The organism is Roseivirga sp. BDSF3-8, from assembly GCF_041449215.1.
In the GTDB taxonomy this organism is placed as follows: domain Bacteria; phylum Bacteroidota; class Bacteroidia; order Cytophagales; family Cyclobacteriaceae; genus JBGNFV01.
Genome location: NZ_JBGNFV010000001.1, coordinates 3,257,945 through 3,272,458, shown reverse-complemented (window position 1 = coordinate 3,272,458; position 14,514 = coordinate 3,257,945). Strand labels below are relative to the sequence as shown.

General features: G+C 46.4%; 12 protein-coding genes. 2 read left to right on the top strand and 10 right to left on the bottom strand.

The features are described from left to right. Positions 1 to 79: 79 nt before the first annotated feature. From AB9P05_RS13700 to AB9P05_RS13665, 8 genes are all read right to left on the bottom strand, one after another. Positions 80 to 3,145 carry an ATP-binding cassette domain-containing protein gene (locus AB9P05_RS13700; protein WP_371909388.1) on the bottom strand — a complete coding sequence of 1,022 codons (3,066 nt, stop codon included), beginning with the start codon at positions 3,143 to 3,145 and terminating at the stop codon, positions 80 to 82. A 93-nt stretch (positions 3,146 to 3,238) separates the two neighbouring features. Continuing rightward, positions 3,239 to 3,601, bottom strand: a complete 363-nt coding sequence (locus AB9P05_RS13695) for a DUF1987 domain-containing protein (RefSeq protein WP_371909387.1) — start codon at positions 3,599 to 3,601, stop codon at positions 3,239 to 3,241. A gap of 23 nt (positions 3,602 to 3,624) precedes the next feature. Next, positions 3,625 to 4,164 (bottom strand): SiaB family protein kinase, encoded by a 540-nt coding sequence (locus AB9P05_RS13690; RefSeq protein WP_371909386.1) that lies wholly within the window; start codon positions 4,162 to 4,164, stop codon positions 3,625 to 3,627. A gap of 125 nt (positions 4,165 to 4,289) precedes the next feature. Further along, positions 4,290 to 7,709 (bottom strand): PAS domain S-box protein, encoded by a 3,420-nt coding sequence (locus tag AB9P05_RS13685; protein WP_371909385.1) that lies wholly within the window; start codon positions 7,707 to 7,709, stop codon positions 4,290 to 4,292. Between the two features lie 15 nt (positions 7,710 to 7,724). Beyond that, positions 7,725 to 8,588, bottom strand: coding sequence for a GAF domain-containing protein (locus AB9P05_RS13680; protein ID WP_371909384.1), 864 nt, complete (start codon positions 8,586 to 8,588; stop codon positions 7,725 to 7,727). A 4-nt stretch (positions 8,589 to 8,592) separates the two neighbouring features. Continuing rightward, positions 8,593 to 9,189 carry a chemotaxis protein CheB gene (locus tag AB9P05_RS13675; RefSeq protein WP_371909383.1) on the bottom strand — a complete coding sequence of 199 codons (597 nt, stop codon included), beginning with the start codon at positions 9,187 to 9,189 and terminating at the stop codon, positions 8,593 to 8,595. A 21-nt stretch (positions 9,190 to 9,210) separates the two neighbouring features. Beyond that, positions 9,211 to 10,035 carry a protein-glutamate O-methyltransferase CheR gene (locus AB9P05_RS13670; RefSeq protein ID WP_371911359.1) on the bottom strand — a complete coding sequence of 275 codons (825 nt, stop codon included), beginning with the start codon at positions 10,033 to 10,035 and terminating at the stop codon, positions 9,211 to 9,213. 389 nt (positions 10,036 to 10,424) lie between these two features. Then, complete coding sequence (locus tag AB9P05_RS13665; RefSeq protein WP_371909382.1) at positions 10,425 to 10,940, bottom strand: cytidine deaminase; 516 nt, start codon at positions 10,938 to 10,940, stop codon at positions 10,425 to 10,427. Positions 10,941 to 11,085: 145 nt separating this feature from the next. On the opposite strand from AB9P05_RS13665, the gene AB9P05_RS13660 reads away from it, so the two are divergent. After that, positions 11,086 to 12,438 carry a saccharopine dehydrogenase C-terminal domain-containing protein gene (locus tag AB9P05_RS13660; RefSeq protein WP_371909381.1) on the top strand — a complete coding sequence of 451 codons (1,353 nt, stop codon included), beginning with the start codon at positions 11,086 to 11,088 and terminating at the stop codon, positions 12,436 to 12,438. On the opposite strand, the gene AB9P05_RS13655 is transcribed toward AB9P05_RS13660, so the two are convergent. Next, complete coding sequence (locus tag AB9P05_RS13655; RefSeq protein ID WP_371909380.1) at positions 12,439 to 13,173, bottom strand: tRNA1(Val) (adenine(37)-N6)-methyltransferase; 735 nt, start codon at positions 13,171 to 13,173, stop codon at positions 12,439 to 12,441. Between the two features lie 139 nt (positions 13,174 to 13,312). Between AB9P05_RS13655 and AB9P05_RS13650 the strand changes: the two genes are divergently transcribed. After that, positions 13,313 to 13,933, top strand: coding sequence for a DUF4136 domain-containing protein (locus AB9P05_RS13650; RefSeq protein WP_371909379.1), 621 nt, complete (start codon positions 13,313 to 13,315; stop codon positions 13,931 to 13,933). Positions 13,934 to 13,995: 62 nt separating this feature from the next. Here the strand turns inward: AB9P05_RS13650 and AB9P05_RS13645 are convergent, their stop codons facing one another. Further along, positions 13,996 to 14,511, bottom strand: coding sequence for a GNAT family N-acetyltransferase (locus AB9P05_RS13645; protein WP_371909378.1), 516 nt, complete (start codon positions 14,509 to 14,511; stop codon positions 13,996 to 13,998). Positions 14,512 to 14,514 lie beyond the last annotated feature (3 nt).

The following is a 14,514-nucleotide window of genomic DNA, read 5'->3' as shown; positions in this document are numbered from 1 at the left end:
AATAGAGATTAGGTTTTCGTTAGACAATGGTATTTTCCTGCGACTATCCGGTATTTATTACATGACACCGGAAGTTGCATTATTTTTTAAATCTGATCTTACCGAATGCTCCCAGTGCCTTATCCAGTATTTCGAAATAGAGCATTGCGTATAGCAGCAGGGTCATGCACCATATTACTGTCAGATTGAATCCGAAGGTATCAAAGTACCTGCCGAACAGATGCTTGGAAGGTGCAAAGAAGTGGGCACGGTAATCCAACGCATGATCCGGGGCTTCAGGCGTCAGGAATATCGGATCTACCTGTTGAATCAGCCGGCCGTCATATTCCAGTATTCGCTCTTTTACACTCACATTACGCACCAGATCTGACAGGCTTTCATTAAAGTACCTGTTCTTGAATTCATTGATATTGTAATCATAATCCTTCTCTAGCAGGTAGACCATTTTTTCTTTCTTGGAGACCGCATCGTTAAATAGCGTTTTGTAGTGCTCTTCCAGCCCGTCTATATACTGCCTTAATTTTGATTCGGTCTCAGCATTCATCGTTTCCGGAGTCAGGTCCTTTTCCAGATCCAGATCTTCCAGGCCTTCGGTATAACTTTCCTTTTGCAACTCGCTGCGAAGCATGTACAGGTCATAAGATAGTACTCTGCGGGTGCTGTCGTCCTCAGCCTCAAGGTTATTCATGATACTCTGCACCTTTTCGCGAAGCTTGCCGGCAAAGAAAGCAGCCTTGAAATCAGCCTGGCGCTCACGCTGCTCCAGCGTGAATATGGGTGATTCATAGGGGTTATTCTTATACTGATACACAGTCATAGCCTCATAGGCCCAGCGGCTGGCCATAAGGTCGGCCACAATAGGCACCTTACCGCGGGTACTGATGGTGTCATTCAGCTTATCAAAGCTAAAGAGCAAGCCACTGAGTATCATCTGAGGGATGAGCAGCATGGGTATGAGAATATACACGGTAACGGCGCTATTGAATGCACTGGAAATATTGAGCCCCAGCACATTGGCAAAACAGCTTACGGTAAAGAGAACAGCCCAGAAGGCAAATGTCATGCCCTGTATCTCAAGTATGAGGTGACCTATCACCACAAAGGTAAAGGTCTGAATGGCGGACATCAGGAACAGGATCACAATCTTGGAAGACAGATAACTGTTCCAGCTCAGATTGAGGAAGCTTTCACGTCTGAGTATTTTCCTGTCGCGAATGATCTCTTCAGCAGAGACTGACAGCCCCATGAAGAGGGCCACCACGATCGACATGAGCATGAAAGCCGGAATGTTTTCATTAAACCGGAAGAGGTAACCACCCTCTCCGGGTGCACTCTTGTACCTGATGATGAATGCCAGGATGATAGCCAGGACAGGTGCTTCCAGCAAATTGATAAGCAGGTACTGTCGGTTACTGAGCTTACTGAGCATATCCCTGGTAGTGAAGATCAGGGTTTGCTTCAGCTTGTTAGGGATATTAAGTGCTTTAGGGGGAACCTCTTTTACTTCCGGTACGCGCTTTATATTAAAGTTTTGGTTATAAAACTCGTGCCACTTTGTGGGGTTCACCTTACGCTTATTGGTCAACTGCCCGTACTCATCCACCACCTTGGCTTCGATGATATTAAATATCTGCTCAGGGTTTACATTACCACAGGTGTGACACTGACCCCGCTCGCGGTCTACCTGGTTGGTGATGGATTTAAAATAGGTAACCGCTTCCACAGGATTACCATAGAAAACAGGATAGCCGCCGGTATCCAGCAGGTACATTTTGTCAAACATCTTATAGATGTCTGAGCTGGGCTGGTGAATAACCACATAAATGAGCTTTCCTTTAAGAGAAAGTTCTTTCAGGAGGTCAATCACATTTTCAGAGTCACGTGAGGAGAGTCCCGAGGTTGGCTCATCCACAAAAAGGACTGCAGGCTCACGAATAAGCTCCAGGGCTATATTAAGTCGCTTACGCTGCCCACCTGAAATAGTCTTGTCCAGCACGCTACCTACCTTAAGGTCTTTGCGCTGCTCAAGTCCGAGGCTGGTAAGCACGTCCATTACGCGCTTATCCAGCTCCTCCTCACTCATGTCCGCGAAGCAGAGCTTGGCATTATAGTAGAGGTTTTGGTACACGGTAAGCTCTTCAATCAGGAGGTCATCCTGCGCCACATACCCTACTACTCCCTCTATTTTATCCTTCTCTGAGTGGACATTGAAGCCATTGATGAGTACCTCACCTTTACTCGGCTTTTCAATACCCGCCAACACATTGAGCAGGGTGGTCTTACCTGCTCCACTGGCTCCCATGATACCAATGAGCCTGCCGGGGCCTTCACTGATATTGATATCCCGAAGGCCAATGGCCCCGTTAGGGAACCGGAATTCGAGATCATTTGCATTAAAGGAAATATTGTGAGCAGTAAAGCCACTGATAAACTGCGAAATAAGATCGCTGTAGTACAGGGCAGAACCAAGAGGGGTTTTGATCGTGCTACCGTGGCTGAAGAGGTAAACCTGACGGCTCTTCATAATAAAGCCGTTGAGCATTACTTCCTGGGGACCTATGTATTTTACGAAATACATATCCACACTCCGCACGTTCATAAAGATAATCTCGCCTTCTACCTCAGCCTCCATATGTTTGGCCTCTCCGGTAGCCTGGCTACTGTTAGAAACAGTGAGAATATCTGCAAAAGGAAGCTCTTCGCTGTTTTCTTTAAGTACAAAACCTTCGATGAGCTTATATTCTTCCTTACCAACCTTAAATACGTTGGAGACGGTATCTATGATCTCCATACGCTGGGAGGTGTAGTTGCCATCGGAGCCCACCAGCTCCAGTAGCTTCACCAATACAACGACCTTCTGCTTTTGGGTGAGGGTCTTGTTAATCTTTTTACAGATTCCCAGCGTTCTTACGGAGTCACGTACGGAAGTAAGCTTACGCTCCTTCTTTACGGAAGCATCTTTTTCTTCCTCGTTATATCCTACGTATTTATCGTACAGTTCCAGGTATTCCTTAACAGAATCCTGGTCCAGCTCCTGCTGGAAAAAGCCGATCACGAAGTTACGCTCTGTCTCGGTAACCCCACCGTCCTGCTTGGTAATAATGGCGAATAGCTGAGTGAGTGCTTTAAGTATTTCTTCGCTCATGGTGTACGATTCCTGTGCCTTGCCTCAGGGCAGGGCCGGATATAATGAAAGTTGGTAAAATGAAACGGAAGTACCGGAAGCATCCGGCACTCCTTAGTAAGTTTTAAATTCGAACGGAATTTCTACCAGTTCGCTGAATTCCTCACCTGCTTCTTCCATGTCCTCATCATCCTCATGGAAATACCAGTCAATAGAGATATTGTCAACATCCTCCAATGCGCTCAGTACATCCAGAATAAGTTTGGAAGATGCCGTGTTGAAATACTCCAGCTTAAATACAAAGTTGGTAGAAGGGTTGGGATCTTCGCTGTAGGCACCAATCCAGTCGAGAACGGGCCCGTAAAATTCAGCAGAATCCTCAGGAAGGGAACGACCGGATATTTCGAAAATGCCGTTTCCTTTATCCAACAGGATCTTTGGGGTATCTTCAGTACCCTCCAGATTTATGATTTCCATAGTTTCCAGTTGTTAGCGTTTATTTAAAGTCTTGCGATTTTGGTCGTAAGTGAGAAGAAAGACTGCTGGTCGTTGATAGGTTCAAAGTCAAATTCCAACGGACGTCCTGACTTTCGCGCCATGTCAACAAACCCTAGCCCTGCGCCACCTTTGTCCGATATCTCGGTGTTTTTGATGATATCCTTGTAAAGCTGCTTAAGACCGTCTTTGTCCAAACCATTAATACGCTCGAGTTTTTCGCGAAGGTTAGGCACAAATTCATTCCGGATAGGATTACCGGAAATAATAATGTATTCGTCCTCCTGCTTGCCTATCATGAAAATAGCCGTCTGACGCTCTACGTCTTCTGCCTTATCATCAGCATGCTTTACAATATTCTGGAGGCACTCCACCATCACATTAAACACTTTACGCTTAATGCTGGACTCTTCTCCCATCGAATCCATGTTACGCTCTGCCATGGCCAGTACCGACTTGGTGATCTCCTGGGTGAATTCCCCTTCGTATACCAAGATGAGGTTACGGGCTAGCATGGTCTTATGAAGCTCATAAATGTACTTCATCGGTTTTTCCGTTAATACTTGATTATCCACTTCGTTTCAAAATTAATTTTTTTCACCTACCTGCTAAATCAGCCATCTGGCGCTTAATGCAGGAAATCAGGTCAAACAACAAATCTTGTTGTGTATCAGAACCTAATGCCTATCAATAGTACATCATCGGTCTGCTTGTGATCGCCTCTCCAGCCTTCCCATTCACGGTCGAATACATCGTGCATTTCTTCCATGGGCAGGTGCTGTGTTTCACGGATTAGGTTCCGCAGTCTCTTAGGTCCGAACTTCCTGTTGTCGGGCCCACCAAACTGGTCAGGGAAGCCGTCAGAACAGAAAAATACGGAATCTCCCTCCTTCATTTCCAATGTAGTATTGGTGAAGTTGGTCTGATTTTTATAGCGTCCGCCACCGATAGGGAAGCGGTTACCTTTTATCTCTTCGAGTTCACCTTCCTTCATTACATACAGCGGTCGGTGGGCACCGGCGTACTGTAGTTCATTAGTTTTGGTGTTGATCTTACAAAGGGCGATATCCATACCGTCTTTTGTCTTGGAGTCATCTCTGTCCTGTCGAAGCGTCTGAGTTACACCCTCATCAAGGAGGTCAAGGATGACACCCGGATCCGACACCTTACGGCTTCGTACGATATCATTGAGAAGGAAGTATCCGATAAGTGATATCAAAGCGCCAGGTACACCGTGGCCGGTACAGTCTACGGCAGCGATGTAGAGATCGTCTCCCATCTGCATGTACCAGGGGAAGTCTCCGGACACCACATCACGAGCCTTATAGAAGATAAAGCTTTCCGGCAGCCTGCGGCGTATCACATGGTTATCAGGCAGAATAGCTCCCTGGATACGCTTCGCATAATTGATAGACTCTGTGATCTTCTTATTCTTATTCTGAATCTCCAGCTCAATATGCTTTCGCTCTGTAATGTCGTGGCTCACTACGAGCACGGACTCAAACTTATTTTCTTCGTTAAATTCCGGAATGGCATTCACCTGCATGATGCGAGGCCCCATTGGGCTAGGAAAGTCCATTTCCATCTTAACTTTCTCATTAGACTCACCTACTGTCTGCAGGATGTTGAGCCACTGATCTACCACTCTTTGCTCCAGATCGGTCTCCGTGATATTCTTCTGCAGGAAGTGCGTGGGATTATACCCTGTGTAAGACTCAATGGTCGGGTTGATATAGAAGATCGATCCCTCGTCGTTGAGTCGGGTAATAAGGTCTGGTGAGTTTTCGGAAAGAGCCTGCATCTGGCTACGCATCCGCTGTTCCTGTTCCGCACGCCTTCTCTCGGTAATATCACGGGTATTTATCAGAATACCCTGAATAGCCGGGTCACTGAGAAGGTTCTTACCGGTAGCTTCAAGCCAGATGTCCTCCCCGTCTTTGCGGTGATATACATACTGGATGGTTACCGAATCAGCAGGGTTAGCGTGCAGGTCTTTGAACATATCCTCGAATACGTCACGGTAATCGGGATCAACGTGTTCAAGATCTGTGCGCCCTACAAGCTCCTGCTGGCTGTATCCAAGGATACGCTCAACCGAAGGAGATACGTAGCGTACGCTATTATCAGACTCATAGATCATAATTACCTCAGAGGCATTCTCAAGCAGTAGCTGCATACGCTTCTGCCCGCGGTTTACCTCTTCTATCTGGTCCTCAAGCTGCTGGTTAGTTCTACGCAGCTCCTCCTGGGTGGCCTCCATTTCCTCGGCATTCTGGCGCAGGATCTCCTGCTGCTCCTGGAGCTCATTACTCATGTGCTGAGACTCTTCGAGTAAGTTACGGGTACGCTCGTTTACTTTTATGTTAAAGATAGTACGGGCGATAATGAGGCTGATCTCCTGAACGAATTTTACCTGACTGGCATTAAAGCGGTTAAATCCGGCAAACTCAAGCACTCCATAGACCTTTTCATCAGTGATAAGGGGCACAAGCAGCAGACAGGTAGGGCGCTGGTCTCCGAGAAGTCCGGAAGTAACAGTTACATAATCATGAGGTATCTCTGTGCGAAGCAGGGTGTCCTGCTCAATCGCCGCCTGCCCTACAAGTCCTTCAGCAAAACGGTACCGTCCACTGAGGTATTTCTTTTTATGGTAGGCATAACTCGCCTTCATTTCGATGAAGACATCATTCGGGTCATCATCGTTGACCACGTAGAAGGCTCCCTGTATGGCGCCAATCTTCTCGGATACAAAGGCAGTAATTTCATCACCGAGCTTTTCGAGGTCATCATGCGCACGAAGGATATTACCCAGTTCAGCTACGCCGGTCACGATCCAGTTACGTTCCTTATCGCGCTTCTCTGCTTCCTGAATACTTTCGCGCATGTTAATAAGCGCCGTACCCAGGGTATCATCCTGGCTCAGAGGCTGGAAATCGGCATCGAAATCCCCCTTTCCGATCTGGTGAGCGAAACGGGCTGTGCGCTTCAGTGACTGCACAAGGTTATCAATGGCACCGGCCATTTCACCGATTTCGTCATTACTTTTCTTCTTTACCTTATCAGGAAGCACCCCTTTGCCCAGCAGGCTTAAGGTTCCTTTAAGGTCCAATACGGGGTCAATGAGTATCCTGGAGAAGATAAAGGCAATCATAGTAGCAAGTACCAGGATAATGGCACCGGCCATGAGAAACTTCCACAGGAGGTTTTCCACCTCACCGTAAATCTCTGCCGTATCAATCTTGGTCACGATACCCCAGTTCATCGAAGGTATGTAGTCCCAGGCAGCAAGAATTTCCTGCTTCCGGTAGTCTGTGTCTATCGCTATTCCACTCTCACCACTTACGGCTTTCTGTAACGGTACACCAGCCTTTTCGCCAATATAAACACCCTTGGTAAGGAATTCCCCCTCATCGTGACGAAGAGGATTGAGAAATATGGCTTTATTATTTTTCTCTCTTCCTATGAGTACCTCGCCTGTATTGCCGAGACCAGTAGTATCAGATAATACGGTATATATCGGCGCCATGTCTATTTGCATGATAAGCATGGCACTGCTTCCGCCCCCCTGCATAGGTAGTGCGTGAAGCAGGTAATGAGCATCCCCCTGCTTGAAAATATGGCTGAAGTAGGGGTTTTCAGTTCCTTTGGCAAAAGTCACACCATCCGGGTCGGTAAGGTAACTGCCCGAAGAGATTACGTTACGGTTATAACTATAGTAGACCTGCCCATCTGCTCCCGCCAAAAGGATGTTATGATACCTTCCTGCTTCAAAATATGGCGCAATAAAGTTATCGAGCCTGTCCGTCGCCATTTGGGTAAGGCTGTCTTCGCCTGAAGTCAGCCACTCAAGGTTTGACTGGGTAATATCGCTGCGGCGAAGTACCCTGGCGTCCGTGCCGGCCTGCTCGAAGAAGTAGGTGATCTTATCCTTTTTGAGCTTAAGTATAACGCTCAGGCTCTCGGTGTACTTCTCCTCCAGGGCTTTTTTACTGAAATTGTAGGTAATGAAGCTTACGGCTGCAATAGTGAGGGTCACTACTGTGAGTAGTACCGCCGTAATCTTACTTCCTATTTTTATTTTCCTGAACATACGATATCCTGGCGTTTATTCATTTACAAGTTCCTGCCCTACTGAGGCTTCTTCACTTACTGACTGGTCGGCGTCAAACCCAACCGCTTCGGGCAGTATGGAAAATGCCTGCTCCAGCGCTTTGATGTCCTTACCCCGGAAAGGCTTAAAAGAGGCAATCTCGACCACGCCAGCCACCATCTTGCCCTTCATGAAGGGGATAATGGCCAGGTTGGTTGGTGTACTGCTACCCAGTCCGCTGAGTATTTTAAGGTATCCGTCTGGCACGGCGGTAATATTCACCGCTTTACCTTCCTTAGCTGCCTGGCCGGCAAGTCCCTCTCCAAACTCGTATACGAGTGAAGCACTTTCGGGCATGATAAAAGCATATGAGGCGAAAAGCTCAATCTTACGCACCTCACTGCCATATCTGGCGAGGTACATAGCTCCCTGGCTTGCCTCCAGCTTATTAGAAATAGCAGAGAGTACCTGCTCGGCTTGGTGCTTCGCACTTCCTCCTTCTGCTATAGCTTCACGCACCACACTATCAAGTTCACTGTGACTACCAGCGACATCTCCTTCAGTATCCTCATTAACTGAGGTACTTGCGGAGGCACTCTCATCCGTAAACTTTTCCACATACACTACATTTTCTGCCTGCTTATTAGCATTTGCCATGAGCATGACAATGGCCACCAGGCCTGAAAATGCTGCTATGCCGAGAATAATATTCAGTCTGCTCAGAAAGGGGTCTACCTCAGCAATCTCGCTAAGATCTACCACACTGGTTTCTGTTACCAAATCGTCCGGCAGGGTATACATAAAGTAAGCCCCGGCCACGATGCCGGCAATAAAAAGCAGGATGAAAATAAGGCTCAGACTTTTGCTTAGGGCCTTCATATGATCAACTTTTATAACACTTATCTAATTCGAGCAGAAAGCTGATGATCTCATCTACTTTCAGCGTATAATCTATTTCTGTGAGCTTAAGGGCGGCCGCGGGCATGGTTTCGATCATGCACTCTGCCGGGTCCTGTACTATGGTCAGTCCGCCCCTGTCTTTGATGCGTTTCATCCCCATAGCGCCATCACGATTGGCTCCCGAAAGCAGGATTCCGATGAGCTTATTGCGATAAACATAAGCCGCCGTCTCCAGTGTGATGTCTATACTTGGCCTGCTGTTATTGACCATTTCCTCTGTACTCAATGAAAAGGTATGGCCAAGTTCCACGCTCAGGTGGTAGTTTGCAGGGGCCAGGTAGACATTCTTCTTCTTTACCGGTTCTTTATCATAAGGCTCCTTTACAGCATTTATGCTTTTAATAGAAAGGGCCTCTACAAAGCCATTGCGAACATGCTTAAGCCGGTGAAGGCACATGATAATGGGTAGGGTGAAGTCCTCAGGAATCGACGACAGTATGCGCGTAATACCCTGAAAGCTTCCGGCCGACCCGCCTATCACGATGGCCTTGTACTGATTATTAACGTTAAATCGTCCCATTGCCGGGCTTTAAGCTTGTTCTTAGTCTTTTATCTTTTTATAGATTTTTTCTTCGTTGTTTACCACGATAAACTTATTGGCTATCTCACACCATATGAGCGACTCCTTTGAGCCAATACACAGGTAGCTGTAGCGGAAAAGGCTTTCGTGAATTTTCTTAAGCACCACATTCTGAAGTGTCTGGTTAAAGTAGATCATGACATTGCGGCACAAAACGAGGTCGAACTTATTGAAAACCACACCCCGTACAAGGTCATGCTCACGCCACGAAACATTATTCACGAGGCTTTTATCCATATACACTTTTCCGTTATCTTCCTTGTAGTAGTCCTTTAGAGAACTCTTTCCCTGGAAGCGGATATAGTTCTTCTCATTCAGGTCCATGTGCTTTAGCTGGTACTCACCGGATTTAGCACGATCCAGAATGGCACGGTCAATGTCAGTGGCTATAATCTTCGCCTTGTGATGAATACCCATCTCTTTCAGCAATATCGCCATAGAAAACACTTCCTCACCACTGCTACAGCCAGCATGCCAGATAGATATCTGGTTATGGTTAAGCAGGATATTCGGTATCACCTGGTCGCGAATTTCCCTCCAGAAGCTGGGGTCACGGAACATCTCAGTAACATTCACCGTGAGCTCTTCAAGAAATGTATTGAAAAAGCCATCCTCTTCCCTGATCTTTTTAATCAGAAGGTCTACTGAAGGAATTTTATATAAATCCAGAATACGGGATACGCGCCTTTTGAAAGAGGAAATAGCATAATTGGTGAAGTCGTAATTGTGGTACAACTTAATTACCTCTGTCAATCGCCTCAACTCCGATATTTCGATCTCATGCATCTTGTTGCCCGTTTGCGGTACACCCGCGGTTCGATTTATACTCATTCTTATCTTAAGTCGAGCCCCGAAGCGAGCGAAAACTCTATATGCCGATGCTTACTTCGGAAGGCTTACGTGCAAAAATTGTTGATTCGATAGTAAAAAACCGTGTAATAATGGTGCATATATCACAATGGAAGGTTTTGTTCACATTGAGGAAATGAGGGGGAATAGAATGTCTGCGGCCCGTATGGTACAGGCCAAAACGTCAGGAGGAAGGGAAATGATTATAGCTAAATCTTCTTTTTACAAAAGATATTACATTTCCTGACTTGGAGCAACACATAAATAACCCATTGTAAAACACTGGCTACTACGGGGTTAATAAGAGCCAGCAACTGATGGGGAGATTAACCGATAGACTTCAGGTCGTTTTTAGTAAAGGAAAATGGCAAAAGAAAGGATGAGGAAGGAATACAGGCGTATTTATTCTCACTGGTATAGAACCATACCTCAAGAGGGCTGTCTTGTCGTACTTCATACTCCAGCAGACTTTGCCTGCAAATGCCACAGGGCGTAACAGGTACCGGAATATTACCTGAATCAGGAATAGCCACGATAGCAATCCGCATCATTTTAACTCCCGGATGCAGCGTACTTGCTTTAACCAGCCCTACCCGTTCAGAGCAGATGCCCGCAGGAAAACTGGCATTTTCCTGATTACTTCCCGTAACCACCTGTCCGTCTTCCATCGCAATGGCTGAACCAACGCGGAATGAAGAATATGGTACGTACGACTGGGCGGTTGCCTCCCTGGCACTGGCAAAAAGCCTGCTTATTTCTGCAGGCAGGTCTTCTTCGCTATATAATGTATAGGGTACATTCATTGCTTTGCTATCCGCGCCAGTCTTCTCATCTTTCATCATATTACCTTTAATAAAGTAAAAGGAAGTTATTGTACGGAAATAGGAGCGAATGGTTGCCTTTAATTTTGCAGCCTTTAAAAAGAGGGGTTTATTTGCCCGTCCGGCAAAATATCCCAAAATTGAGAGCCGACGAAAACAGGACCCAATGAAAAACATAGTGATATTCGGAGCCGGTAGATCCAGCTCTGTACTAATTGACTATTTGCTACAGGAAAGCGAAAAAAACAACTGGCAAATCACTCTCTGCGACCAATCGGAAGAACTGGCACTGGCTAAACTGGCCGGTAACAAAAACGGCACCGCCCAGGGCCTGGATATTCATGATGAGAATACCCGCGATGTGCTCATCATGAAGGCCGACCTGGTAATATCCATGTTACCGGTGTTTTTGCACACAGATGTCGCCAAATCATGCCTGAAACACGGAAAAAACATGCTCTCGGCAAGCTATGTGAATGAGGATATCCGGGGTATGGAAAAGGCGGTGAAAGATGCCGGTCTACTGTTCATTAAAGAATGTGGCCTGGACCCCGGAATAGATCATATGACAGCCATGCAGGCCATAGATGAAATCAGGGCAAAAGGGGGACGGCTTACTGGTTTCAGGTCATACACCGGCGGACTTATCGCACCTGAATCTGATAATAACCCCTGGCACTATAAATTCACATGGAACCCTCGTAATGTGGTACTGGCAGGTAAAGCAACAGCCCGTTATCTGCGGCACGGTAAGTATAAGTATATACCTTACCATCAACTATTTACCCGAACCGACCGAATGAGCGTGGAAGGATATGGTGACTTCGACGGCTATGCTAACCGGGATTCCCTTGCCTATCGGGAATTATATGGCATACAGGATACCACCACTATATTGAGAGGCACACTGCGGAGACCAGGGTACTGCCAGGCATGGCAAACGCTGATAGACCTGGGTATGACGGACGATTCATTTGAGATAGATTCGACACCGGACATGACTTATCGCGAATTTACTAACCTGTTCCTCCGCTACGATGAGGGCATGACGGTAGAGCAAAAAGTATGTGCGACTACAGGTATTGATGAAAACGGGGAAGTATTTAATGCCCTTCGCTGGCTTGGGCTTTTTGAAGAAAAGCCACTCCCTGTGGCCAAGGGCTCTCCTGCTCATATCCTGCAGCATATCCTGGAAGAGAAATGGACACTGAAGCCCGAAGATAAGGACATGATTGTGATGCAGCACATATTTGATTATGAACTGGAAGGGGCTGTACACCGGCTCACCAGCTCTATGGTGGTGCAAGGGGATGATCAGGTACGTACCGGAATGGCAAAAACGGTGGGTCTGCCACTGGGGATAACAGCCAAACTGATGCTGGAGGGCCGCATATCATTGAAAGGGGTGCACATTCCAATCCACAAAGAAATATATGACCCCGTACTCGCCGAACTGGAAACACTCGGAATGAAATTTACAGACCTGCATGAGATAGTTGACGAACCACAAACTGCCTGATTACAGCTTAAGATAAAAAGGCTTCAGGTAGCTTATATAGCGCGGATGATAACCGCCTCCTGCATCATGAATTATGATTTTTTCAGTGCGGGGGGCGGTTTTTTCTTTTTTAAACTCAGCCGCTACCCGCCACCGGGCGCTTGTCTCTTTCTGATGAATGTGCCAGAAGGAGGCGGGGTAGAGACCTGCCCTTTCGGCTAGGGGAAGAAAGATATCCATCTGAACGGAGGGGTAAATAACGAAAAAGCTACCTGTGAATTTCAGAAGCCTGTAAGCAATCGCAGCGAGTTCTTCATATCCAAGGCTAGTAGTGTGCATGGCCCGGGTTCGAGGAGCATTATTTTTATTTTGCAGGTACTGGTGATAAAAGGGCGGATTGGAAAAAATAAGTTCGTAAACCTCCTTAGCAGACCCATTTGAAAATTCTTTAATAGATTGGTTATATACCTTCACCCTTCTTTGCCAGGGACTGATTTGTATATTTTCACCTGCCTGCACGGCAGCCTCTGAAAATATCTCCACAGCATCAATATCAGCACCCATGCACTCCTGAGCTACCATGAGCGAAAGCAGGCCTGAACCCGCCCCAATGTCCAGCGCGGAAAAGGAGGAGGGTCCAGCATAAAAATGCTGTCCGATGATGGCTCCGAAAAGACAGGCTTCAGTGGTCACGGGAAGCCCCGATTTATCATGATAAACCCGGAATTGCTTAAAATCGAAATAGGGCGTAGGCATGGCTATATAGCGGAAAAGACCCGTTTTTTGAACTTCAAAAGACTTAAAACCAAGCTAATAGAATCAACACATCTTAAACAAATCATAAGCTAGGCTGTTGAAAGTACATATAGCGAATGTCTAATTTAAAGTCGTGATTATGAAACGAAATTTTTTAACCTTTTTAGTAATGGTAATGGCTATTCCGGCCATGGCACAAGATAAGACTATGAATCCTGCAGACCTTGACGTTGAAGTAAGGTACCTGGAGAATGGAGACTTTGAAGACTATGACACCTATAGCTTTATTACCGACATGGGAAATATGAACCAGGACAGCTGGTTAGCTATGAACGGTATACCTAGTGCTATGATAGAAGATGCCCTGGAGCATGAAATGGACGCCAGTGGTATGGCTAATGCAAACGGCCAGAATGCTGATGTCATTATTAACTATCATATGTTTGATAGCGAGTATGAAACACAAGCTTACATGGCTACCGAAGATGCCGTATTTTTATGGATGAGCGATAGCTATGCTGATAAAGCTACTCTTAATGAGGGTACTATAGTAATGAATGTAGTAGATGCTAATACCGGTGAAGTAGTGTGGGAAGGATATGCCTTAGGTGTAGTCGATGACAATGGCAGTCTTAGCGAACAGAGATCACAAATTCGTATGGGTGTAGCCCAACTTACCGAAAGATTTCTTGCCTTCCGTAATCTCGGTCCCACTGTAGCCGGTGAGAACGGAAGACCTTTCAAGTCAAATGATTACTAATCATCTAATATTTCACTGATTAAACATCAGGTGTAAGGGAGCATCTCAAACGGGGTGTTCCCTTATTTTTTGATCATGGCATAAATCAGCTCATCCCCTAACCTGCCATCCTTGACCACGTGTCTTTCCAACCTGGCTTCCAGATGAAAGCCACATTTGGTTAATACTTTACCTGAAGCCTTATTCCAGTCAAAACAACAGGCATATACCCTGATAGGGTCAAACTCTTTCCAGATGTAACTTACCATCGCCCTCACAGCACAGGTAGTGATGCCTTGTCCCCAAAACTCTTTTGCCAGCCAATAGCCCAGTTCGATACTATTAGCATATACGTCCTTTTTCAGGAGGAAGCCCACACTGCCTGCCGCACGGCCATTTACCTCAATGGCATAGTTGCAAAGTGGTTTTTGTGAATTGCTGAAGTTGATATACTGACGGGCATCGCCTTCAGTGTAAGGATGGGGAAAATGATTCCGCAGATTAGCCCAAACAGCCTTGTCATTCGCATACCTTACCAGATCCCGGACATCGGCTAATGTCCAGGGCCTGACGGTACATTTATCCAGTTCCAGCCTCACAGG

What these genes read in the sequence shown, in the direction of transcription:
- AB9P05_RS13700 (WP_371909388.1), bottom strand. Translation starts at nt 3,145, where the DNA reads ATGAGCGAAGAAATACTTAAAGCACTCACTCAGCTATTCGCCATTATT.
- AB9P05_RS13695 (WP_371909387.1), bottom strand. Translation starts at nt 3,601, where the DNA reads ATGGAAATCATAAATCTGGAGGGTACTGAAGATACCCCAAAGATCCTG.
- AB9P05_RS13690 (WP_371909386.1), bottom strand. Translation starts at nt 4,164, where the DNA reads ATGAAGTACATTTATGAGCTTCATAAGACCATGCTAGCCCGTAACCTC.
- AB9P05_RS13685 (WP_371909385.1), bottom strand. Translation starts at nt 7,709, where the DNA reads ATGTTCAGGAAAATAAAAATAGGAAGTAAGATTACGGCGGTACTACTC.
- AB9P05_RS13680 (WP_371909384.1), bottom strand. Translation starts at nt 8,588, where the DNA reads ATGAAGGCCCTAAGCAAAAGTCTGAGCCTTATTTTCATCCTGCTTTTT.
- AB9P05_RS13675 (WP_371909383.1), bottom strand. Translation starts at nt 9,189, where the DNA reads ATGGGACGATTTAACGTTAATAATCAGTACAAGGCCATCGTGATAGGC.
- AB9P05_RS13670 (WP_371911359.1), bottom strand. Translation starts at nt 10,035, where the DNA reads ATGCATGAGATCGAAATATCGGAGTTGAGGCGATTGACAGAGGTAATT.
- AB9P05_RS13665 (WP_371909382.1), bottom strand. Translation starts at nt 10,940, where the DNA reads ATGATGAAAGATGAGAAGACTGGCGCGGATAGCAAAGCAATGAATGTA.
- AB9P05_RS13660 (WP_371909381.1), top strand. Translation starts at nt 11,086, where the DNA reads ATGAAAAACATAGTGATATTCGGAGCCGGTAGATCCAGCTCTGTACTA.
- AB9P05_RS13655 (WP_371909380.1), bottom strand. Translation starts at nt 13,173, where the DNA reads ATGCCTACGCCCTATTTCGATTTTAAGCAATTCCGGGTTTATCATGAT.
- AB9P05_RS13650 (WP_371909379.1), top strand. Translation starts at nt 13,313, where the DNA reads ATGAAACGAAATTTTTTAACCTTTTTAGTAATGGTAATGGCTATTCCG.